The organism is Methanoculleus sp. MH98A, from assembly GCF_000691865.1.
Classification (GTDB): domain Archaea; phylum Halobacteriota; class Methanomicrobia; order Methanomicrobiales; family Methanoculleaceae; genus Methanoculleus.
The window spans coordinates 1-20,440 of the sequence record NZ_JMIO01000036.1 but is presented as its reverse complement, the minus strand read 5'-3'; the positions used below and the strand labels follow the sequence as shown (position 1 = coordinate 20,440).

23 protein-coding genes and 2 pseudogenes are annotated in these 20,440 nt (G+C 61.8%); 3 read left to right on the top strand and 22 right to left on the bottom strand.

Going from position 1 to position 20,440, the window contains the following annotated elements; all coding sequences use genetic code 11:
* The 5 genes and pseudogenes from EI28_RS06320 to EI28_RS06300 all read right to left on the bottom strand — a co-directional run.
* Positions 1–293 (bottom strand): annotated as a pseudogene (locus tag EI28_RS06320) (ABC transporter substrate-binding protein); the annotation flags it as partial.
* Between the two features lie 348 nt (positions 294–641).
* On the bottom strand, positions 642–1,508 hold the full coding sequence (locus EI28_RS06315) for a class I SAM-dependent methyltransferase (RefSeq protein WP_011842888.1): 867 nt from the start codon (positions 1,506–1,508) through the stop codon (positions 642–644).
* 8 nt (positions 1,509–1,516) lie between these two features.
* Positions 1,517–2,356, bottom strand: coding sequence for a DUF364 domain-containing protein (locus EI28_RS06310; RefSeq protein ID WP_048113600.1), 840 nt, complete (start codon positions 2,354–2,356; stop codon positions 1,517–1,519).
* Positions 2,356–3,462, bottom strand: coding sequence for a methyltransferase (locus EI28_RS06305; protein ID WP_048113598.1), 1,107 nt, complete (start codon positions 3,460–3,462; stop codon positions 2,356–2,358). The genes EI28_RS06310 and EI28_RS06305 overlap by 1 nt, the downstream gene beginning before the upstream one ends.
* Positions 3,463–3,479: 17 nt before the next feature.
* Positions 3,480–4,565 (bottom strand): ABC transporter substrate-binding protein, encoded by a 1,086-nt coding sequence (locus tag EI28_RS06300; RefSeq protein WP_048113597.1) that lies wholly within the window; start codon positions 4,563–4,565, stop codon positions 3,480–3,482.
* A gap of 362 nt (positions 4,566–4,927) precedes the next feature.
* Between EI28_RS06300 and EI28_RS06295 the strand changes: the two genes are divergently transcribed.
* On the top strand, positions 4,928–6,115 hold the full coding sequence (locus tag EI28_RS06295) for an iron ABC transporter permease (RefSeq protein WP_082223099.1): 1,188 nt from the start codon (positions 4,928–4,930) through the stop codon (positions 6,113–6,115).
* On the top strand, positions 6,112–6,984 hold the full coding sequence (locus EI28_RS06290; protein ID WP_048113595.1) for an ABC transporter ATP-binding protein: 873 nt from the start codon (positions 6,112–6,114) through the stop codon (positions 6,982–6,984). The genes EI28_RS06295 and EI28_RS06290 overlap by 4 nt, the downstream gene beginning before the upstream one ends.
* Positions 6,985–7,032: 48 nt before the next feature.
* Here the strand turns inward: EI28_RS06290 and EI28_RS06285 are convergent, their stop codons facing one another.
* The 11 genes and pseudogenes from EI28_RS06285 to EI28_RS06235 all read right to left on the bottom strand — a co-directional run bounded on the left by EI28_RS06285 (position 7,033) and on the right by EI28_RS06235 (position 15,177).
* Positions 7,033–7,674, bottom strand: a complete 642-nt coding sequence (locus EI28_RS06285) for a class I SAM-dependent methyltransferase (RefSeq protein ID WP_048113593.1) — start codon at positions 7,672–7,674, stop codon at positions 7,033–7,035.
* 7 nt (positions 7,675–7,681) lie between these two features.
* Positions 7,682–8,770 (bottom strand): iron ABC transporter substrate-binding protein, encoded by a 1,089-nt coding sequence (locus tag EI28_RS06280; protein WP_048113591.1) that lies wholly within the window; start codon positions 8,768–8,770, stop codon positions 7,682–7,684.
* 231 nt (positions 8,771–9,001) lie between these two features.
* Positions 9,002–9,406 carry a DUF2703 domain-containing protein gene (locus EI28_RS06275; protein ID WP_048113589.1) on the bottom strand — a complete coding sequence of 135 codons (405 nt, stop codon included), beginning with the start codon at positions 9,404–9,406 and terminating at the stop codon, positions 9,002–9,004.
* A 12-nt stretch (positions 9,407–9,418) separates the two neighbouring features.
* Entirely contained in the window at positions 9,419–10,213 is a 795-nt protein-coding gene (locus EI28_RS06270; RefSeq protein ID WP_231476622.1) for an ABC transporter permease, read from the bottom strand.
* Positions 10,210–11,175 carry an ABC transporter ATP-binding protein gene (locus tag EI28_RS06265; protein WP_048113588.1) on the bottom strand — a complete coding sequence of 322 codons (966 nt, stop codon included), beginning with the start codon at positions 11,173–11,175 and terminating at the stop codon, positions 10,210–10,212. Before EI28_RS06265 ends, EI28_RS06270 begins: the two co-directional genes overlap by 4 nt.
* A 143-nt stretch (positions 11,176–11,318) precedes the next feature.
* Positions 11,319–12,140: a DUF2703 domain-containing protein gene (locus tag EI28_RS06260; RefSeq protein ID WP_048113587.1), complete on the bottom strand. Its 822-nt coding sequence runs from the start codon at positions 12,138–12,140 to the stop codon at positions 11,319–11,321.
* 1 nt (position 12,141) lies between these two features.
* The gene (locus EI28_RS06255) at positions 12,142–12,384 is read right to left on the bottom strand and encodes a thioredoxin family protein (RefSeq protein WP_048113602.1); all 243 of its coding nucleotides are present in this window, start codon (positions 12,382–12,384) and stop codon (positions 12,142–12,144) included.
* 32 nt (positions 12,385–12,416) lie between these two features.
* On the bottom strand, positions 12,417–12,650 hold the full coding sequence (locus EI28_RS06250) for a thioredoxin family protein (RefSeq protein WP_048113586.1): 234 nt from the start codon (positions 12,648–12,650) through the stop codon (positions 12,417–12,419).
* A complete protein-coding gene (locus EI28_RS06245; protein ID WP_048113584.1) occupies positions 12,647–12,916 on the bottom strand; it encodes a hypothetical protein in 270 nt (89 codons plus the stop codon). The genes EI28_RS06250 and EI28_RS06245 overlap by 4 nt, the downstream gene beginning before the upstream one ends.
* A 10-nt stretch (positions 12,917–12,926) precedes the next feature.
* Positions 12,927–14,005, bottom strand: a pseudogene (locus EI28_RS06240) (permease).
* Between the two features lie 239 nt (positions 14,006–14,244).
* On the bottom strand, positions 14,245–15,177 hold the full coding sequence (locus EI28_RS06235) for a sulfite exporter TauE/SafE family protein (protein ID WP_048113582.1): 933 nt from the start codon (positions 15,175–15,177) through the stop codon (positions 14,245–14,247).
* A gap of 250 nt (positions 15,178–15,427) precedes the next feature.
* On the opposite strand from EI28_RS06235, the gene EI28_RS06230 reads away from it, so the two are divergent.
* Positions 15,428–15,790 (top strand): helix-turn-helix transcriptional regulator, encoded by a 363-nt coding sequence (locus tag EI28_RS06230; RefSeq protein WP_048113580.1) that lies wholly within the window; start codon positions 15,428–15,430, stop codon positions 15,788–15,790.
* An 8-nt stretch (positions 15,791–15,798) separates the two neighbouring features.
* Here EI28_RS06230 and pdxT read toward each other — a convergent pair whose 3' ends face one another.
* Genes pdxT through EI28_RS06200 form a run of 6 tightly spaced genes read right to left on the bottom strand, consistent with a single transcriptional unit; the run spans position 15,799 to position 19,893 of the window.
* On the bottom strand, positions 15,799–16,377 hold the full coding sequence (gene pdxT, locus EI28_RS06225; protein WP_048113577.1) for a pyridoxal 5'-phosphate synthase glutaminase subunit PdxT: 579 nt from the start codon (positions 16,375–16,377) through the stop codon (positions 15,799–15,801).
* Positions 16,367–17,263 (bottom strand): pyridoxal 5'-phosphate synthase lyase subunit PdxS, encoded by an 897-nt coding sequence (pdxS, locus tag EI28_RS06220; protein WP_048113575.1) that lies wholly within the window; start codon positions 17,261–17,263, stop codon positions 16,367–16,369. Before pdxS ends, pdxT begins: the two co-directional genes overlap by 11 nt.
* 5 nt (positions 17,264–17,268) lie before the next feature.
* On the bottom strand, positions 17,269–18,189 hold the full coding sequence (cbiB, locus tag EI28_RS06215; protein ID WP_048113573.1) for an adenosylcobinamide-phosphate synthase CbiB: 921 nt from the start codon (positions 18,187–18,189) through the stop codon (positions 17,269–17,271).
* Complete coding sequence (locus EI28_RS06210) at positions 18,168–18,692, bottom strand: hypothetical protein (RefSeq protein ID WP_048113571.1); 525 nt, start codon at positions 18,690–18,692, stop codon at positions 18,168–18,170. Before EI28_RS06210 ends, cbiB begins: the two co-directional genes overlap by 22 nt.
* 8 nt (positions 18,693–18,700) lie before the next feature.
* A complete protein-coding gene (locus tag EI28_RS06205) occupies positions 18,701–18,886 on the bottom strand; it encodes a methytransferase partner Trm112 (protein ID WP_048113569.1) in 186 nt (61 codons plus the stop codon).
* A complete protein-coding gene (locus EI28_RS06200) occupies positions 18,883–19,893 on the bottom strand; it encodes an adenylosuccinate synthetase (protein WP_197018468.1) in 1,011 nt (336 codons plus the stop codon). Before EI28_RS06200 ends, EI28_RS06205 begins: the two co-directional genes overlap by 4 nt.
* Positions 19,894–20,440: the final 547 nt, after the last annotated feature.

Here is a 20,440-nt window from a genome sequence, read left to right as displayed (position 1 = left end):
TACTGGTACTTCCACTTGCCTTGTTTGATAAATGAGTCGGGCAGGTTATTAGCGATCTTATCCCCCTTCCCCATAATGAACATGAAACTGTTCTGCACCGGCACGGAACCGATCGTCACGATACTATCGATATTCTTCGGGACGACGACCTCCCGACCCGCCATGTCCGTGACCACTGTTGTCCCGCTGTCGGTCGCCTGTCCCTGCCCGGTGCAGCCGCAGGTGAACGCCAGAAGTGCTATAAATGATAGGGTTATGAACGCTTTCAGGACTGTACTCGTCTCTTTCATCATTAACACCCCCTGCAGGCCTCATACGCAGGTCCCGTACGGGTAGCCCTTCAGGCGTTCCGGCATATCGCCTCACAGGTGTGATGTAACGTCTTTAACGCCGGGAGTTTAATATTTTCTATTTACAAAATAGACATGTTAACATTTTATTGTTAATTGTCCCGTGTTGCGAGGTCGGTGAGTTCGCCGGGGCACCCCCTGGTACGGAACCCGGTTGGGAGATCTCTGATGGGTTATACTCCGGTAAACCCCCGAAGTTCGGCGACAGGATGGGGGAGAGGGGATGCGAGGAGTTCTCCGTTAATTTCCCCGCCCATGCCGAACTGAAGAGCATCGATCGTTTCAGCCCGCTTATACCCCATCTCCGGCCGTGACAGACCAGACCATCATGCCGCTGCAACTCTCTGTTTCGGAACGATATTTGCCGTCTGGCGACGCATTTTTGTAATACTCCCTGATCTTTTCCTCGACATCGCTGGAAACATCGCGGGTGCATCTCAGATCGTTGATCGTCTCTTCCGCTGCTTCGGCCCAGTCCCGCTCCTGGGTCCTTGAAACATGACTGAGTCTCACAAGCGGCCGGTAACCAAGAACGTAGAGGTACATAAACGGATACAGCATATCCGGCCCGGGGTTGTCGGGTTCCTCACCCAGGATTTTCCTGAAAATCTCCCGGCGAGCCCCGTCTGTGCCCACCCTCCCGACGAAGCGGCTGTAATAGCAGAACTGCCTTGAACACGCCATCATCCGGTCGAAGGTCTCGACGTCCCTGATTCCCGGCGTCATCGACGCGATCACGAGATCGAACTTCTCCCGGAACCCAAGTCTGTCGATATCGGCCGACCACCAGGAACATTCGACCGCGTTAACACGCAAGCCTTCATTTTGCGCGGTTTCCCTGAGGTGGTCGAGCATCCTCGTCGAGATGTCGAGGGCCGTGACGTCCGCCCCGGCCCGGGCAAGGGGGAGGGAGAGGGTGCCCGGTCCGCACCCGATGTCGAGGACGCGTGCGCCCTCGGGTGAGAAACCGGCCTCCTCCAGAATTGCAAAAACATCGCCAACTCGTTTCCGGTGCCTTTCCTCATCCATGTTCTGTACAAAGCGGTCAGCCCGCTCGTCCCATTGGGTCGCCTGGAGGTCGTCACTGACTATCTTGCTGTGCTGTGCCGATGCTTTCCAGCAGTCGATCCAGCATTTCACATTATTATCCTGTGTCATTCGTGCGTTCACGGTTCCTGGGACCGCCGGACGGCGATCCGGTCGGCCCCCTTCCCGAAAAAGTGGTAGCCGGAACCGCCCTCGGCAAGGATATCCAGCAGGCGGTCGGGGTCGGTCACCTGGTTTCCACCGACGATCTCCACGCCGCGCGAGAAGAGAGCGTCGGGGAGGATGCTCACCGAAGGGCCGAGCACGACCACCGTGGCTTCCGGCCGGGCGAGTTCGAGCAGGTGGTCGAGCGTCCCGTTGATCAGCGTGGTGCCGGTGATGACCAGGGTGTCGGCCCAGGGAACGACCATATCCGTCTCCTCGACCGGTGCGTAGAACGGCAGCTCGTCGGGCTTGAGCGTACGGGGATCCATCTCGAGGACACGAAACGGTTGGCCGGCCTGCTTGAGGGCGCGCAGATACGGGGTCAGCGCCCCGACGACCACGACATTCCCACTCTCCTGTATCGTGAGGAGATCGACCGCATCGACGCCGCGTACGACGGGGTGATCCGGCCTGGCGCATACATCGTCACAGAGCGCCGATAATGCGCTGACGGCCGCGATCCCGAGCGCCTTGCGCATCGGCCGGTCTCCAAGAGCGTCAGCCAGGTAGGCTTCGATTTTCCGCTCCCGGAGCCTCCCCGAGTGCGGCAGTGCCTTTGCCGAACTCGGGCAGCAGACGGCTTCCGGGATCGACTTTATGGGCGTGGCGCAGATACCCCCGTGGCCCGTGCTGAGTTTGACTCCCGTGAAAAAGACTCCCACAACCGCGCGATCGACCCTCACGTCATCCATCCTTTCCCCGAGGCGCTCCTTGAGGATCCGGATGGTCTCGTCGAGGACTGTGCTGTCGCCCATCAGTACCCACACCCATCCGGCCCGCAGCTGCACCCGGAAGACGAGGAGCCATCCCGGCGATGCCCGGCATCGCCGTCACCTTTCGTCGCACAGAAGAGGACACCATAACCCATTCCGGTCTCGTGGGGAGAACGGGTGATACCGGTATATCCCAGGCGTTTGAGCACGGCCTCGAGCTCCTCAGGGTGGCAGAGCGGATGCCCGGCACTCATGAGCGCGCGGTCGAGTTCTGCAATCCCGCTTCCCGGTGATACAGTGCAACCCGGTGCACAGTAGAGATGGTTGAGGACAAGAAGGCCACCAGGGGCAAGGGATTCCGTGATCCTGCCGAGGACATCCGTCAACCGGTCCCGGAACTTGTAGAGGAGGTGCGAAACGATGACGAGGTCGTAACCCCTGCCCGGATCGTCGGTGAGGAGGTCTCCTCCCCGGGCGGAGACCCGCCCGTCCATACCGTATTCGCCGATGTACTCCCGGGTCAGCGGTACCACGTGCGGCAGATCGAAGACGCACGCCTGGAGGTTTGGATTCTCCTGGCAGAAGGCGATAGCGTAGAGACCGTGCCCCCCGCCGATGTCGAGCATGCACCGGGCGTTCCTGAACCCGGAGTGCTGGCCGATCAGGCCGACGACGTGCTGCAGCTCTCCCCTGATGCATCGCTGGGCGACCGCCCTGAGGTGGTCGTGCGTCGGCCGAGGACCGGTCTTTTGCGTCTCCATACCGTTCCTGAGCGTAGCGGTCAGGTCAGACCACGATGAATTCTCCTTACCGGCGGCGAGGATCAGGTCGCCCTGGTAGGTGGGGCTGGTGCTGACCAGGAGTTCTTCGGCGATTGGGGTGTTTGCACACACGTTCTCTTCAAACGTGATATACCCCATGTCGGCGAGCGCCGTCAGGAAACCCCGGGTAAACATCCCGTTTATGCCGAGTGCGGGGACATCATTTCTTGCGGTCGGGCCACGCTCCGAGAGCCAGTCAAAGAACCCGAGCTCAAGCGCTGCAGAGAGGACCCGGTACGACCGGTACCCGGACAGGGCTGCATCAAGGTGTTCAACACTTTCTGCCGCCGGCATAACCTGCCGGAGCTGGACTGCATGTTCTGTCATGATATAATCACATCCGTTCAAATTGGTGTCGGGTGGAGAATGCTCTCCACCTCTTCGTCCGTGAGGTCGTAGTCATAGAACTCGTGGAAGAACTCCTTTGTCTCGGCTGCCAGGTCGATATCGGCAAACCGATCCGGGTAGAGTTTCTGTGCAAGCCAGAGGATCCCTAGCGGGCTCTCCGGTGCGGGGCGATCCCACCAGAAGGTTCCTACGGGACACGGATACACCGCCCCATCCCGGACCGCCGTGATGGGCGCAAACTGGGGGTTGGCTACAAACGCACCGGCCGGGCTCGAGTAGTCCTTCATGTTCGACGCAACGTAGATAACCTCGGGGTCCCACCGGACGAGCTCTTCGGCAGAGATCTCATAGCCCCCACGGATAACCTTCTGGTCGATCCCTCCGGCGACGTTGATCCCCCCTGCCGCGCGGATCATATCGTTACCCCACGCACCGTGTCCTTCTGTCTTGAGAGGCGTGCTGCTCATATAATAGACCCGTTTCCGCTCGCCCTCGGGGATATCGGCGAGTTTCGTCTCGATCCGCGCGAGGGTTTCATTCCAGTACGCAACCAGCCGTTCGGCACGCTCTTCGCGCCCGAAGACCTGACCCAGCATGCGGAACTCCTGTTTCAGTTCCTCGACTCCGGCACGCCCCGTGAGCACCCGCACGACCGGAATCCCGGCCGCTTCAATGCGGGCGTTGCCAGTCTCTGCATAATAACTCCCGATAACGATGTCGGGGTTGAGTTTCAGGATCTCCTCCACGTTGGCGTTGTCGAAGGAACCGACGTCGGGTGTGGTACGGTACCCGGGGACGACAACATACAGGCGCTCCGTAGTGCATTGCTGCGGCTGGGCGACGACCCGGTCGCCGACTCCCAGGGCCGCCAGTTCCTGCGCCGCGCCGCCGCAACAGGTGATGACCACGGTCCTGACCTCGGACGGGATGGTCACTGTCCTGTTGTCCATATCCGTGATCGTCCGGACCGTTGCAGCAGATTCTTCACCGGCAGTCCCGGGCGCTGCAAGGACGAAAGCAAGAGTCAGGACGGCACAGACGGCCACGATGGCGAGAACCAGATGGCGAGTATCTTTCTTCATACCGACTACACCGTACAATAGTGCGACGTCGCGCATATTTATCTATAATCATTTACTTTTCAGTAAAATCAAATAAAATATATTTACATATTAGCTGGAGATATATTCCTATCCCCGAACCTGTCTGCCCGCCCCTCACGGTGATCTCAGACCAGGCACAGGTGAACTGTTGCAACACGCTGGTTGCGGCGGTGGCCTGAGTGAAACTACCGCAGGAAGATCCGTGAGGGAAACCCCGGGAAATTGTGCAACACGGCGGGATCCGCCGAACCTTTTTATTGTTGTTGTAAAGGTTATGCCATTTACATTGCCATAATATTAAGTAAAACAAATAAACATATCCGGTATGGACGGTATACCGGATGACCCATAGGAAAGAACCGATTATAGAGATCGGACAGGAACCCAGGAAGAATGTTGCGATCGGTTTTTGGCGATCGGTCTTTCGGGACGGCACACCGGCCCATGAAGCCGTTCTCCGGCTGATCCCGGCAGGGAAGGCAATCTACCTCCTCCCAATCATCCTCTTCTTCTTCTCTCTCTTTTTCGGGAGGTACGTGATGGACCCGGTGGAGACCTTCCGGATCCTCACCGTCGGAACGGCAAACGCGTTCCTCGACGGTGCGTCATCCCTGCTCTCAACCGTCTCCGGCCACCAGGTCCTCCTCCCCTCCTTCGAGCAGACCTGGGAGGCATCGAAACAGACGGTCGTCTTCCGGATCAGGCTCCCCCGGGTGATCGCGGCGATGCTCGTCGGCGGAGGACTCTCCATCGCCGGGGCCTCGTTCCAGGGCCTCTTCAAAAACCCCCTCGTCTCGCCCGATATCCTCGGCGTCTCCGCCGGCGCAGGGTTCGGGGCGGCCGTCGGGATCCTCCTCTCCGGCAACCCCATGGTCATCCAGATCTCCGCCTTCTTCTTCGGGATCCTCGCGGTCGCCGTCGCCTACGGCATCGGTCACACCGTCGGCAAGAGCTCGACCCTTGTCCTCGTCCTCGGGGGGATCATCGTCGGGTCGCTCTTCTCCGCCTTCATATCCCTCACCAAATACGTCGCCGACCCGTACGACACCCTGCCTGCAATCGTCTTCTGGCTGATGGGAAGCCTCTCCGCGGTCTCGAACGCCGACATCACCGCGGTTGCCCCACCGATCCTTCTCGGGAGCATCTGTCTCTTCCTCATCCGGTGGCGGATCAACCTCCTCGCGGTCGGCGAAGAGGAGGCGCGGGCGCTCGGGGTGGACACAAAGAGGATGACCATAGTGCTCGTCATCGCCTCGACGATCGTCACCGCCTCCGCGGTCTGCATCAGCGGGATCATCGGCTGGGTCGGTCTCGTCGTCCCCCACATAGGAAGGATGCTCGTCGGCCCGGATTTCCGCAAGCTCATCCCCGTATCGGCCGTTCTCGGGGCTTCGTTCCTTCTCGTCGTCGACGACATCGCAAGAACCCTGACCGCAGCCGAGATCCCTCTCGGCATCCTGACGGCACTCATCGGGGCGCCGTTCTTCGCATACCTCCTGACACGCAAAAAAGTAGGCTGGATATCATGATTCTAAACGTCAACAACGCCTCGTTCTCGTACGACGGCATCACAAAACAGTTCGAAGACGTCTCCCTCTCTCTCCGGCAAGGAGAGATCCTTTCCCTCCTCGGGAGGAACGGGACGGGAAAATCGACCCTGATCAAGTGTATCTTAAACATCCTCAGGCTCCAGGGCGGGACGGTGGAGATCGGCGGCCGCCGGGTCGACGATATGCGGACCGAGGAGATCGCGCAGCAGGTCGGTTACGTTCCCCAGGCCCACCGCGCCGTCTTCCCGTTCACGGCACTTGACTTCGTCCTCATGGGACGAGCGCCGCATATCGCGACCTTCGCGGTCCCGAAAGAGGAGGACTACGAGAAGGCGGAGGCGGCGTTTGCGCGGATCGGGATCACCCCTCTCCGGGAGAAGTGCATCTCCGAGATGTCGGGCGGGGAGTCGCAGATGGTGATGATTGCCCGCGCCCTCGCCCAGGAGCCGTCGCTGCTCATCCTCGACGAGCCGACGTCGCACCTCGATATCGGCAACCAGACAAAGACGATGGCGACGATCGACCGGCTCGCCGCCGACGGGATCGCCATCCTGATGTGCACCCACTTCCCGGATCACGCGTTCCTGGTCTCGCACACGGTCGCCATCCTCGAGAAAGGCAGGCTGATTGCGCAGGGCCGGGCCGAAGACGTCATCACGAAGGAGAACCTCCGCGAAGCCTACGGGGTCGATATCTGCGTTCACTATATCGAGGAGGCCGGGCGGACGGTCTGCATCCCGATAAGCCCGTGCGGCTGCCGGGGCAGGGAGGCAACGACCCCGGCGAACCGCCATGGTGCCATGATCGCCTCCCCACTTGCAGAGGGTGAAACAAACGGTTTCAGGTGAGGCCAGACAGAAAGAGATAGCATTTTTCGCAGATAGAGCTCCACACGCCTACCGCTCCTTCTCCATCACGACCCAGAACCCTGAGTCGTCGCTGATGATCCGGTGACAAAACCCGAGGTCCGCGAGGATCCCGCCGACCCGTTCCCGGTTATCCGTGCCGAGGTTCCTGTCCCGGAAATTCCTCCACCCCGGGTTCGCTCTCTCCATCGTGGCCGCGATGGCGTCCCGGAGTTCGGCGGTCCCGAATCCGCCTCCGACGCAGGCCATCCCGCCGGGCGCGAGAACCCGGTGGATCTCGGAGAATGCGCGAGGGTGGTTCTCCCAGAAGAAGAGCGACCCGCGGCTGACCGCGAGATCGACGGATCGGGCGGGCAGCGGGATGTCGTGGACGTCGCCCAATAGAAGCGTGACGCGCCCCGAAAGCCCGGCCTCCCGGACGTTCTCCCGGGCGACGGCAATCATATCCGGAGAGGAGTCAAGGAGCGTGACCGCTAACGTGCTCGCCTGCGCAAGGGCGATCCCGAGCGAGCCGGGGCCGCTGCCGATATCAAGGCACCGGCCGCGGGAGATCCCACACCGTTCGATTATCTGCTGCGCGATCACCGGATAGATCGGGGCGAAGATCGTCTTTGCGATCCGATCCATATCCTCTGCCCCGTCACGGTCGAACTTGCCCGGTACGTATCCCATGTTACCCTCAGGGATTCAGGATCCGGTGGATCTGGTCGTCGGAGAGCGATACGTGGATGAAGAGGTCGTGATACTCCCGGACGAGGCCCTCAAGATCCATGTCCGTGAAGAGGTCTGGATACAGGACTTTGGCGGTCCAGGGGATCCCGATGATCCGGTTGATGCCCGGCGGACGGTCGAACCAGCAGAACGCAGTCCGCGGGATGAGGTAGACCCGCCCGGTCTTCACGGCGGTGATATCCTGCCATAACGGGTCGGCCCTGACCGTGGCATAGAAGTCCGGCTCCGCGGCCAGGATGACTTCAGGGTCCCAGCGGATAACCTGCTCCATCGAGACCTCGGTCATCCCCATCCCGGGCGTGAGCGCGCAGTCTGCAACGTTTCTCCCGCCGCAGAGTTCGATGAGTTCGGCGTGCTGCGAGCCCGTGGGATCGGTCGCGAGCCCTTTCGGCCCCTCGGCGTAGTAGACCCCTACCCGCTCACCGTCGGGGATCGAGGCCACCCGCTCCGTCACCGTGGCGAGGATGCCCTCGTAGAAGGCGATCATCGCTTCGGCCCGCTCTTCTTCCCCGAGGAGTTCACCCACGAACCTGATGGGCTCTGAGTAGCCGGTGGTGTTGGTGCTGTCCTCGACGGCGACGACCGGGATGGGGCCCAACTTCCGCTGCCGTTCGGCGACCGAGGCAAGCGCCGCCCCGCCGTCGGTGGTGTAGCCCTCGACGATGATGTCGGGGTGCATCGAGATGAACGTCTCGTAGTTGCCGGTTTCTTTCCCGAACCAGCCTCCGACGACCGGGAGCGCTGCGTACCGCCCGGGGGTGTACTCCTTCACCGGGGCGAAGTTCCAGCCGGCGAGCCGGCCGGGCGCGATCATGTAGACGAGCATCGTCGACGGCGGCGATGTGCAGAGGATGCTCTCGATCTCCGACGGGACGACGACGGTCCGACCCACCATATCGGTGATTGTGCGGTTCTCGGCAGGGGAGATCGTCCCCTGCGTGGTCGTGCAGGCGGCGAAGGCGCAGAAGAGCACCCCGCAGACGCCGAGGAGGATGAGCAGATGATAACAACGTTCTGTAATGACTACCACGTCCATTCAGTTCTCTCCAGTACGCTCTGGGGAGGTATCGGAGGCTTACGGTACCGTGGTTGGGACGCATCCCTTATTAAAAATAATCATTTAACTTTATGTTAATGTTAAGTAAATTACATTGAAACCGGATTGAAAAAGTCTTCCCCACCCCGCTACGGACCGGGGCCACGCACTCCGGCGTTCAGGATACCTGCGGCTCCCGACATGAGAAGGGGACCGGCAACCCGCCCCGCCTCACTCCATCTCGAGCGCTTTTGCGGCGGCCCGCCCGATCAGTTCCGGCGGGATCGCCTCGTACTCCTCGCCGTTGTAGCGGAGCGTCCGGCACTCCGCCTCCTCCTCCCCGCAGGTCTCGCAGGATTCACATGATGCGCAGGCACAGGCCGTCGCGGTCACCTCGACCCCTTCGAGGAGCTTCTCGACCGGGATCCCGTTGAAGAGGAGGCACTCCGACTCTGCGGCGGCATCGTCGGGGAGGACCGTCTCGACCACCCGGACGCCGACCCCCTCCATCTCGAGGAGCATGCGGATCTCCGCGAGGACCGCCGCAAGCGTCATCCCGGTCTCCTCGAACTCTTCAGGGGTCTTTTCGACGACTCTATCGGTGTGCTTCCATTCGATGACGAGTTCCTTCTTCATGGTGCACCTCCACTATTGGCACCGACCCGACATCTTCCTGTCGCTGCACCGATCACAGCCTCCGCGGCATGCTCCGCCTGTGCAGGCGCATCGCAGCGGCGGCGAAAACCAGGGTGAACCCGGCAAGCACCGCGATATCGACCGCCACCGGGAAATAGTGTGCGCCGGAAAACGAGTAGCGGACGATGTCCGTGAAGTAGGTGAGCGGCGAGCAGGCCGCCAGCATGAGCCCCCACGCCGCATCTGCTCCAGGGGGACGAAGATGCCGGATATGAAGACGAGCGGGAACTTCAGGAGGGTGGAGAGCATCATGATATTCGAGGGCAGGTTCGTGGGAGGGACTGCAAGGAGCATGCCGAGGCCTGAGAAACAGCATGCGGCAATGAGGATTCCAAAACCAAGCACGATGCCGTGCAGGAGGGGAAGGCCGAGCGCAAGCCCGATGAGGAGGGTGATTGCCGTGACCCCGATCCCGAAGAGGGTGGAAGCAATCATGTCCCCGAGGACGATCGCCTCGACGGTGACCGGGCAGGCTGCAAGTCGTTCGAGCGTCCTTGCCTGACCCTCCCAGGGGAAGATTGCCGGCGAAACGGCGGTCGAAGTGAAGAAGAGGGTCATCCCCACAAGCCCGGAGACGAGAAACGCGAGAGGAAGCTGCCGGCCGCCCAGGAAGAAGGCGAGGAAGAGGAAGACCGGCATGAAGATCCCGAAGATGAGCACCGGACCCTTGAGGTAGTAGACGCGGATGTCTTTCCTCGCGATCACCCAGGCCCGCCGCACCTGCTCTCCGTACGCCGCCGGGTTCACGGCTGCTCCTCCCCTGTCAGCCGCAGGAAGGCCCTGTCAAGCGACGGGGCAAGGGTGTTTAGGGTGAGGATCGTCGCACCGCGATCTCCGCTGAAGGCCACCAGGGACCTGATGGTCAGGTCCGGATTTCCTGTGGTGATCTGCCACACATCTCCCGTCCGGCTTGCCCCGGCCACGCCGTCGAGCCCTGCAATGGCTTCTGCAGGCACCGGCCGGTCGAAGCTCACCTCGACCTGGTGCTCGCGGTCGATTGCGGTCTTCAACCTCTCGGGGGCGTCGATCGCGACGATCTTCCCGCTCCGGATGATGCCTATGCGGTCGCAGAGCCGGTTCGCCTCCTCCATGTTATGGGTGGTGAGAAAGATGGTGGTTCCGTCCGCGTTGAGGTCACGCAGCAGGCCGAGAATCATCTGCGTGCTCTGGACGTCAAGCCCGCTCGTCGGCTCGTCGAGGAAGAGGAGCTCGGGCTCGTGGAGGAGCGCCATGGCGAGGATGAGCCGCTGTTTCATGCCTTTCGAGTAACCCTTCACTTTCTGGTCACTTCTCCCGGAGAGGCCGAGGGTCTCGAGGAGGTCGCTTGAGCGCCGTTCTGCCCGGGTGCGGTCGAGCCCGTAGAGGTCCCCCACCAGCATGAGGTTCTGCCATGCGGTAAGGTCGACATAGGCGTTCGAGGTCTCGGGCACGACGCCGAACCGCTGTTTCGCCAGGACCGGCTCCTTCTGGATATCATGCCCGAAGATCCTCACGCTTCCGCCGTCAATCGGGACGACGCCGGTGAGCATCCGCGTGGTCGTGGTCTTCCCGGCGCCGTTCGGCCCGAGGAACCCGAAGATCTCGCCCCGGCGAACCTCGAACGAGATGCCGTCCACGGCGGTTATGGCGCCGAAGGTCTTTGTGAGGGTCTCGACCTCGATTATGTTCGGCCCACCTGCCGACGGGTCGTCACTGTTCTCTTTGATCACGGCGTTCCGTCCTGAACGATATGTTTGAGGGGGAGAGTATTAAAGGTGCATCTTATCGGCCGGGCTGCAAGCCGTTCGCTATTCCTGCCTCGGGGACAACTTCGACGTTGTGTGTGCAGGCGGAGAGCGCGTCTCCGCCACGATCACTCCAGCCCAAGCGCCTTCAGCACCGCCCGGGCGATCAGTTCGGGCGGAATCGACTCGTAACGCTCGCCGCCGTAATCGACCGCACGGCATTCGACGTCATCCTGCCCGGTGATACAGGCGCAGGAGACGCAGGGCGTGCTGGTAACTTCCATGCCTTCGATGAGATCCTCGAGCGGTACGCCGTTGAAGAGGATGGTGTTTGAGTCTGCTATCGCATCGTGTGGAAGGACGTTCTCGACGAATTTGACCGTGATGCCCGCATCTTCAAGGGCTGCGCGAATCCGATCGGCTGTTTCTCTCATCGCCTTCCCGGTCTCGCTGCACCGTTCGCAGGTATGCTCGATATCGCTCCCGATATGCCGCCATTCGACGACGAGGGTATCCGTCGATCCTTCGCAGCCGCAGCCGCATCCACCGGACGGCCTGCGCCCCTTCTCCTCCTCCGTTCTCCCTTTGCCCTCCCAGGCGGCGGAGACGGCCGTCTCCACGTCCTCTTCGGGGAGGTCGAGGCTCCCGCCTTTTTCGATCCCGAGATCCGTGACCACGATCTCCTGGTCGGGCGCAGCGACCGGGCAGCCGTCGATGACGATCACCTCGTCCGCTGCCTCGACGTTCTTCTTGATCGAGGGCGTCCCGACGGCGAGAGACGCCGTGCAGGCGATCTTCCCGTATCCTTCCTTCGTCAACCGGACAGCGGCCTCGTTTGTGAGCTGTCCGGCCTTCGATGCGCCGGCGCAGGCGAAGATGATCCGTTTCGGTCCGCCTTCCGGCTCAATGCCGTTCCCGCAGGTACACCGGGGTGTGTTCTGTTCCGTCATCTCACTTCACTCCAAGCAGTATCTGTTTGATATCCTCGACGCAGGGGACGTGGCCGACGACCTTGGCCTCGCCGTCGACGTAGAGCGCCGGCGTCAGCATCACGCCCCGCTCGATCATCGCATCAAGGCTCTCGATCGTGCGGATCTCCGCATCGATCTTGAGTTCTCCGACCGCGATCTCGACGTTCCTGTTCACCCGCTTGCACCTGGCGCAACCGGTCCCGAAGATTTCAACCAGCACCATCTCTCGGATTCCTTTGCAGGAGAAGAGGGGTTTCACCCCTGCAGGATCTCCTTGATCTCTTTGACGTCCGCCACCCGGCCGGAGACCCTGAGTTCGCCGTCGACGGCGAGGGCGGGGGTCAGCATCACGCCGCGGTCCATGATCTCGGTGATGTCGTCGACCTTGACGAGTTCGGCCTCGATACCGAGGTCTTTGATCGCCGCTTCAACGTTCTTTGCAAGCCGCTTGCACTTGGCGCAGCCGGTTCCGAGCACTTCAACCTTCATTGTTTCTTCACCTCGTTCTGGTACTCTAAAAGGAGCGCCGCCCGGTAGAGCGGTTCGGCCTCCTTCGGGACGTAGTTGTAAATCCTTACCTGTTTGATGAGTTCGTCGCCGATGGCGGTCTCGCCGGAGAGGTTACGGCCAACCGTATCGGCCAGGATATCGTCGAGCATCGCGAGCCCGACGACGACCCCGCCGACCTCGATCCGGCGGACGCGGCGCAGGGCTTCGGCGGCGCAACAGGGTTTCTCTCGCTTCTCTGTCTCCATGGGCTCTCTCCTAGAGTAGTGACATCCCGTTCCCGTAGAGGAACCCGGCAACGGTCGCGAAGACGACCACCAGCCCCACGTAGGCCGCCGTCTTCTTCGCCCCGACGATCCGGGAGAGGACGAGGACGGAGGGGAGGCTGATCGTCGGGCCCGCGAGCAGGAGGGCGAGCGCCGGTCCCGGGGCCATGAGGCCTGCCGAGTAGCCGAAGGTCGTGCCGATGATCGGGACCTCGAGCAGCGTCGGCATGTAGAGGATCATCCCGACAACGGCCGCGAAGAAGTTCGCGCCGAGCGAGTTGTTCCCGAAGAAGGGCTGGAAGGTCTCGGGCGGGAGGAAGAAGGCGATGATCCCGACGAGGAAGGTTCCCCCGATCAGGATCGGAAAGATCTTCTTCGTGAGATCCAGGTCTCCAGCCCCCAGTCGGTCACCTCGTCACGATCGAAGTAGTAGATGAGCAGGACGGCGATCGCGAGGGTGAGGATGTAGACGATGCCGAGCCGGAGCGCCCACTCGAGCTGCGACGCCCCGAAGATCAATATCCCGACGAGGAGGGCGAAGAACGCCGGCGTGACCCAGCGCGGCTTCTCCTCCTCGCACGCCCCGGCGACGCTCGGCGCCATCGCCCTCTGCTTGAGCGTCTCGACATCCGTCGACCGGAAGATCAGCGCCATGAAAAGCCCGATGACGATGGCGAGAACGACCGCAAAGACCGCCCGGGCTATCCCGAGGTCGAACCCGAGCACCCGGGCGGTGTAGATGATCGCGAGGATGTTGATGGCCGGTCCGGCAAAGAGGAACGTCGTCGCCGGCCCGATGCCGCTCCCCTTCTTGAGGATACCGGCGAATATCGGGAGGATGGTGCAGCTGCAGACGGCAAGGACCGTACCCGAGACCGATGCCAGCCCGTAGGAGATGTATTTTGGAGTGTCCGGGCTGAAGTACTTCAGGATCGCGTCTTTCTTGACGAATGCTGCTATGGCGCCGGCGATGAAGAACGCCGGAACCAGACAGGTGAGGACGTGCGCCGAGAGGTAGTCGAGCACGGATGCAAGCCCTGACGAGAGGGCGCCGATGAGCAGGTCGATCATGGGTGTGCGGGGTCGGGCCAAGCGATTCAAATTTATTTGAATTAGAGTGTGCGGGGTCGGGCATAAAGGTTACGGTTTCACCAATTTTTGAAATAGTCCTGCGGACGCCTGAAAAAAGAGCTGTCGTGCCGGGCAGTTCAGGATGGAATGGGTCAAAGCAGGCATTCAAATCGGGAATGGCCCCTACCCGCCCCAACCGTGGTCGCAAGGGGAATAGCGCCGATGCCAGACACCCCTCCTTAAAATATTGCAACCCCGAAATACGCCAGTATAAACTTCACCGAGACGTACAAAAAGTAGACGCCGAAGATCAGTTTCAACGTTGCCGGGTGGAATTTCTTGATGACGGCAGCACCGAGCTGTGCACCCACGATCGTTCCGGCGGCCAGGATCAGTGCAGCGCCGATTGCAACGTATCCCTCCGCGAGCTTGATGCCCCCGCCGACGACGGCCAGGGGGATCATCGTTGCCAGTGACGTTCCCATTGTGACATACACCGGCGCGTTAAACAGGTAAATCAGACCGGGAACAAGAGCATATCCTCCGCCCAGTCCGACAAGCCCCGTCAAAACACCGACTACCAACCCGAGCAGCCCTTTTCTCCCTTCCGAACCGGGGATGACATTGCCTTCCGGCTGGCTTTTCTTTCGATGCGCAACCCCTTCGACGATCATGCGCACCGCAGGCAGAATGAACGCTATGCCCAGTATCAGTCCCAGAAGAGCCGTCTGATCCGAGAGGAGGTTGAAGGCATACGAACCGATAACCACCCCGATAATGCCAAACCCGCCAAGCCATGCGGTTGTTTTTACATCCAGGTTTTTCCGTATCAGATGGCCGTATCCCCCGGATATCGCTGTAAAGATGACAGCGAACAGCGTGGTACCGATTGCGATGGGCACCGGATACCCCAGGTAAAAATGGAGGATCGGCAACATGACACTGCAGCCGCCGGTCCCGATGATTCCGCCAAGCATTCCGGCGGCCAGTCCGACAACAATGAGCAGGACTGCCGCCGTTAACGTGATAACGGGCGCTCCTTCTTTTGCCGCCATGCCTGTTGAAAAGGACCATACGGTCAGGCCGACGATGATTGCTAACAGAACGATTGTCGGCGCGTACTTTTTCAATACACTGGCAATATCAACGCTCTCGGTTACTTTTTCAGTCATTCGATCGCATCCGGAGGGTATTTTAAATTTGTTTGAACCTTAGGTTGGCTGCATGTCGACATTATGGTGAGGGTTTCTGCAATGTTTGAAATAGGTCCGGCCGGGGGTGGAAAAAGAGGAATTAGCTGGTGGGGCAGCGCAGGCTTTCCCGGCGGATCGGTGTCTATATATCGGCTGCCATTTCATAATTGCTTGAAACATGGGGTCTGAGTCCGGGTTGGAAAAGAACACTACGCGCAGGCAGGAATCGATGGCCCTCCCGGAAGGGATCGAGGAGGCGCTCTGCCGGTGCGGCGGCATCGCGGGACTGATGGAGCGGCTGCCGGGGGACGAGGCCCTGGAAAGGGAGAGCGCCCTCTTTCGCGCACTCGCCGACCCCCTCCGCTTAAAGATCCTCGCGATGCTCGCCGTCCAGCCGCTCTGCGTCTGCGTCATCAAGGCGGTGCTCGGGATAGCGGACTCGAAGTTATCCTACCACCTCTCCGTCCTGAAGAAGGCGGGACTGATCACCGGCGAGGCGCAGGGCAACTGGATCATCTACAGCCTCACCGATCTCGGGGACACTCTATGGGTGCGGCGGATACGCGCCGCCAAAGACCGGGAAAAAGAGTGAATCGGGGCCTATACCCCGAGCCCCTCAAGAAACATCCGGTGCAGGCGGAGATCCCCTCCAAGTTCCGGGTGGAAGGCGAACGCCATGTGCCGGCCGCTCCTGACGGCAACAATCCCCTCCGGGATGCGGGCGAGCACCTCGACGCCGGGGCCGACGTCCGTCGCCACCGGCGCCCGGATGAAGATTGCCCGGAAGGGTTCGGCAAGCCCCGCAACCTCGAGCATCGCTTCCCGGGAGTCGACCTGCCGCCCGAAGGCGTTGCGCGCCACGTGCATCGGGATGCGGGAGAGGGGCCGGACCCGGGGGTCGTCCACCCGGTCCGAGATGAGGACCATCCCCGCGCAGGTGGCAAAGACCCCGCCTTCGAACTCCGAGAGCGGCTCATAGAGCCCGTTTTTTCCGATCAACCGGGAGATGGTGGTGGACTCGCCGCCCGGTATCGCAAGTGCGTCGAGCCCTGCAAGGTCTTCCGCGCGCCGGACCGCCGCGACCGATGAGCCCGACCGGTCGGCGAGAGCCTCGCGGAACGCCGCGATATGCTCGGCGACGTCGCCCTGGAGCGCGAGAACGCCGACCTTAACGCCCACGGGTCTGCAACACCTCGTCTTCGCGGAGAAGATGGACGTCGAGGCCTTTCATCGCATCCCCAAGACCCTTGCTCACCTCGGCGATGACTTTTGCGTCGTCGTAGTGGTTGACCGCCTCCACGATCGCCCGGGCGGTCGCCTCGGGATTCGTGGACTTGAAGATCCCCGACCCGACGAAGACTCCGTCGGCGCCGAGCTGCATCATCAGCGCCGCGTCGGCGGGGGTCGCGATCCCGCCCGCGGAGAAGTTCACCACAGGGAGGCGGCCGCGCTGTGCGCACTCGATGACGAGTTCTACGGGCGCCTCGATATCGCGGGCGCAGTCGACGAGCTCCTGGCTGGAGAGGCCTTTCAGCGCCCGGATCCCGCCCATGATCGCCCGCATGTGGCGGACAGCCTCCACGACGTTGCCGGTGCCGGCCTCGCCCTTCGTCCGGATCATCGCCGCACCCTCGTTGATGCGGCGCAGTGCCTCCCCGAGGTTCCGGGCGCCGCAGACGAACGGGACACCAAACCCGGCCTTATCGATATGGAACTGCTCGTCGGCCGGGGTCAGCACCTCGCTCTCGTCGACCATATCCACGCCGAGGGCTTCCAGTATCTGGGCCTCAACGAAGTGACCGATCCGGGCCTTCCCCATCACCGGGATGGAGACAGCATCGATGATCTCGACGATCTTCTGCGGGTCGGCCATACGGGCCACGCCACCGGCCGCCCTGATATCGGCAGGGACTCTCTCAAGCGCCATGACGGCGACGGCACCGGCCTCTTCGGCGAGCTCGGCCTGCTCTGCGTTGACGACGTCCATGATGACGCCGCCCTTCTGCATCGACGCAAAGCCGCGCTTGATCAGCTCGGTGCCAAATCTCAGTTCCTCGAGTTTCATTACTCTTATGTATAGCTCATTGACCACAATAAAAATAGTGCGGCGAACTCCAGGATCGCAAAGATGATTGCCGCCGCCCGGACCGCGCCGACGATCCCGGCGCCCCCTTCCGCGAGTGTCCGCTCCGGGTTCCCGATGGTGTAGGCACCGGGCTTCTCAAGCCGGACGCCGACGCCGCCGGCGATGACGGCCATCGGGATCCCGCCGTTGAACCCCGGCCGCTTCTTTCTATCCCGGCACAGCGCCGCCCATGCCGGGGCGAACCGGCCCTTCGCCGCGAAGTAGGCGAGGAGGAGGAGGCCGGTCAGCCGCGCCGGGATGAAGTTTGCGATATCGTCGATGCGGGCCGGGAACCACCCGATCCGGGCCCGCTCGTCCCGGTAACCGAGCATGGCGTCCAGAGTATTGACCGCCCGGAAGGCTGCGGCCCCGGCGAGCCCGAAGAGCCCGAAGTAGAAGAGCGGGGAGACGATGCTGTCCACCAGGTTCTCCGTCATCGACTCGTAGGCGGCCGAGAGGACGTGCTCGGGATCGAGGCGCGCCGTATCCCGGCTCACCATCATCCCGACCTCGCGGCGGCCCGCATCGATCCCGCCGTCACCGAGCGCCTGGACCACGGCGGCGGCATGCTCCTCGAGCGCCCGCCAGGCAAGACAGGCCTTGAGGAGGAAGGGCGCGAGGAGGAGATAGAGGTACCAGGGAGCCGCGAACTCGACGAGCGCGAAGGGTGCGGCAAAGAGGGCCACGGTCAGAACGGCCCCCGCGACCCCGATCGATCGCTGGATACGAACCGGGTAGCGGTCCGGGACTCCCCACCACCCGATGAACCGGCCGAGGAGCGCCACCGGATGGTAGCGTGAGTGCGGGTCGCCGACCAGCCGGTCCACCAGCAGCGACGCGGCGACTACGACCGCTGCCGCAGCCATGCGAGGATGACCCCGAGGAGGAGCGCCACGAACGCAGCGGCGTTTAAGAGATCCACCCGGTAGACCAGCCACAGCCCGTAGAGCACCAGGGCGGCGGCGGCGAGGAGAAGGAGCGGGGCGGACGACCGCCACCGCATCGAAGTCGCCGGAACGGCAGGCGTTACCGGAACCTCGACCGGTTCGGGCTCCGGCGCCGCCCGCTCCCTGACGACGACCCGGAACTCCGCTCGTTTAGCACCGTATCCGGCGATGACCTCGATATTGAAGGTGCCGGGGTAGGCGTTCTCCCGAATGGGGATGACAAACTCCTCGGACCCGCTCACGTAGAGGTTCTCGTGGAAAAAGCCGGTGAAGGCCGAGGAGTTCGGGGAGGCGAGGGTGATGTGCAGCGGCGACCCGTGGTTGACGATCCGCAGAACGAGGTCGCTCCCCGGCATCACTTCGACCTCGGCCGGAACCTCGATGGCGTTAATCCCGCGGCGGTTGAGATGGATCTCCGTCATCGACGCACTCAGTCCTCACAGGCGGTCTTGGGGAGGAGGTTCGGGATGCCCTCGCTGATGGGGTAGTCGACGCTGCACGCCGCGCACCGGAGAGTCCCCTCCAGCACCTCCTCACCGCTCTCTTCGGTCACGGTCAGTTCAAGTTCGCCCTTGCAGACCGGACAGCAGAGTATCTCCATCAGGTTTTTTCTCATACTTCGCTCCTGAGATCGATGATCTGGGACATCTCGGGACCCGTCGAGATCAGGGTGACGGGTTTGCCGATGTCTTTTTCGGCCTGCGCGATGAAGTCCCGTGCCGCTTTCGTCAGCTGATCGTACTCCGTCGCGCCGAAACAGGCCGGATCGACCCGGTCGATGCCGGTGATCGCGGCCTGGGTGCACCCGTTGATCATCGCCGAGTACCGCGCCATCTTCCCATCCCAGGTGCCGATGCGGCGCTGGCGATGGGTGACGGTGCCGAACTCCTCGATCCCGAGCTCGTGCGACCGCGCCGCCGACATCTCGGTGGAGAAGGGGCCCTCGCCGACCCGGGTCGGGTAGGCCTTGAAGACGACGATGACGTCGTCGATCCGGGTCGGGCCGACGCCGTTGTCGGCGGCGATCTGCGAGGCGGAGGTATCCTTGCTCGTCACGAACGGGTAGGTTCCGAAGTAGAGCGAGATCCCGAAGCCCTGAGTCCCCTCAAGAAGAACCACCTCGTCCCGGTCCAGGGCGCCGTTGACGTCCTCGGCCACGTCGGTGACGAACCCCGCGAGCTCCGGGACGTCTTTCGCCTGCCGCGACGTCCGGAGGACACGGTCGGCGTTTGCCGGGCCGCACCCGGTTCCGGTGCTCCCGATCTTCTTGCTGAGGTGGTCGCTTCCCTTGTCCCGCGCGATGTGATCCTCTTCGATGACCCCGCACCGCCCATCAACAAAGATCCTGTCCCGGACGCCGACCAGGTCGACTTCCCGCAGAAAGACACGAGGATCGACAAGCACGCCGCTCCCAATCATGAGGGTCGCTTCCGGGTAGACAAAACCCGAGGGGACCATCCTGACCCCGTACTCCTTCTCTCCGATACGAACCGTGTGCCCTGCGTTCGGGCCAACGCCACCCCGGGAGATGATGGATGGTCTGTCCTGGTGAGCGATGTGGGCCACGATCTTTCCTTTTCCCTCGTCACCAAAGAACCCGCCGACGATAATAGTACAACTCATTGTTCTATCAAGTAGGATGGAGTGATACATGCTGATAAACGTTACAATCTGATACCGGGAGTGCGGCCACCCGGTTTAAAGGCAACCGGGTTTCAGCAACCCCTGCAACGTCCGCTCCACCGCCCCGCGCCCGGGGGAGGAGGCGCGAAAGACACTCGGACCGGGCGGGGCGCCGGCGCGACAGTCCTCATCTGATCAACGAGGTTATGATTGGGAACCGCGAAACCGAGTATCGATGTCGCTAACCCTACCGAGTGAGCATTGGATCGTGAAGATCAGAATATCTAAGGGCAAGAATCTCCATCAGGGGCAGTTGAAGTATTTCTACGTCTTGCCCAACGGAAAGTAGAAAGAGGTACACCTAAAGCTGGATCTGCGATATTGACAGATATTGAAAATAAATGTCTAACAAAATAGAGGGACCAATGCTTATGCATCAATTGTTGGGCAGGGGAATAATCTTTGCATCGCGAAGCACCCGGTTAACTCTTCCAGCATATTGTGGCTTTAACGATGTCACAACAGTAACTAGTTCTTCATCATTAGT

What these genes read in the sequence shown, in the direction of transcription:
- EI28_RS06315 (WP_011842888.1), bottom strand. Translation starts at nt 1,508, where the DNA reads ATGACACAGGATAATAATGTGAAATGCTGGATCGACTGCTGGAAAGCA.
- EI28_RS06310 (WP_048113600.1), bottom strand. Translation starts at nt 2,356, where the DNA reads ATGGGCGACAGCACAGTCCTCGACGAGACCATCCGGATCCTCAAGGAG.
- EI28_RS06305 (WP_048113598.1), bottom strand. Translation starts at nt 3,462, where the DNA reads ATGACAGAACATGCAGTCCAGCTCCGGCAGGTTATGCCGGCGGCAGAA.
- EI28_RS06300 (WP_048113597.1), bottom strand. Translation starts at nt 4,565, where the DNA reads ATGAAGAAAGATACTCGCCATCTGGTTCTCGCCATCGTGGCCGTCTGT.
- EI28_RS06295 (WP_082223099.1), top strand. Translation starts at nt 4,928, where the DNA reads ATGACCCATAGGAAAGAACCGATTATAGAGATCGGACAGGAACCCAGG.
- EI28_RS06290 (WP_048113595.1), top strand. Translation starts at nt 6,112, where the DNA reads ATGATTCTAAACGTCAACAACGCCTCGTTCTCGTACGACGGCATCACA.
- EI28_RS06285 (WP_048113593.1), bottom strand. Translation starts at nt 7,674, where the DNA reads ATGGGATACGTACCGGGCAAGTTCGACCGTGACGGGGCAGAGGATATG.
- EI28_RS06280 (WP_048113591.1), bottom strand. Translation starts at nt 8,770, where the DNA reads ATGGACGTGGTAGTCATTACAGAACGTTGTTATCATCTGCTCATCCTC.
- EI28_RS06275 (WP_048113589.1), bottom strand. Translation starts at nt 9,406, where the DNA reads ATGAAGAAGGAACTCGTCATCGAATGGAAGCACACCGATAGAGTCGTC.
- EI28_RS06260 (WP_048113587.1), bottom strand. Translation starts at nt 12,140, where the DNA reads ATGACGGAACAGAACACACCCCGGTGTACCTGCGGGAACGGCATTGAG.
- EI28_RS06255 (WP_048113602.1), bottom strand. Translation starts at nt 12,384, where the DNA reads ATGGTGCTGGTTGAAATCTTCGGGACCGGTTGCGCCAGGTGCAAGCGG.
- EI28_RS06250 (WP_048113586.1), bottom strand. Translation starts at nt 12,650, where the DNA reads ATGAAGGTTGAAGTGCTCGGAACCGGCTGCGCCAAGTGCAAGCGGCTT.
- EI28_RS06245 (WP_048113584.1), bottom strand. Translation starts at nt 12,916, where the DNA reads ATGGAGACAGAGAAGCGAGAGAAACCCTGTTGCGCCGCCGAAGCCCTG.
- EI28_RS06235 (WP_048113582.1), bottom strand. Translation starts at nt 15,177, where the DNA reads ATGACTGAAAAAGTAACCGAGAGCGTTGATATTGCCAGTGTATTGAAA.
- EI28_RS06230 (WP_048113580.1), top strand. Translation starts at nt 15,428, where the DNA reads ATGGCCCTCCCGGAAGGGATCGAGGAGGCGCTCTGCCGGTGCGGCGGC.
- pdxS (WP_048113575.1), bottom strand. Translation starts at nt 17,263, where the DNA reads ATGAAACTCGAGGAACTGAGATTTGGCACCGAGCTGATCAAGCGCGGC.
- cbiB (WP_048113573.1), bottom strand. Translation starts at nt 18,189, where the DNA reads ATGGCTGCGGCAGCGGTCGTAGTCGCCGCGTCGCTGCTGGTGGACCGG.
- EI28_RS06210 (WP_048113571.1), bottom strand. Translation starts at nt 18,692, where the DNA reads ATGACGGAGATCCATCTCAACCGCCGCGGGATTAACGCCATCGAGGTT.
- EI28_RS06205 (WP_048113569.1), bottom strand. Translation starts at nt 18,886, where the DNA reads ATGAGAAAAAACCTGATGGAGATACTCTGCTGTCCGGTCTGCAAGGGC.
- EI28_RS06200 (WP_197018468.1), bottom strand. Translation starts at nt 19,893, where the DNA reads ATGAGTTGTACTATTATCGTCGGCGGGTTCTTTGGTGACGAGGGAAAA.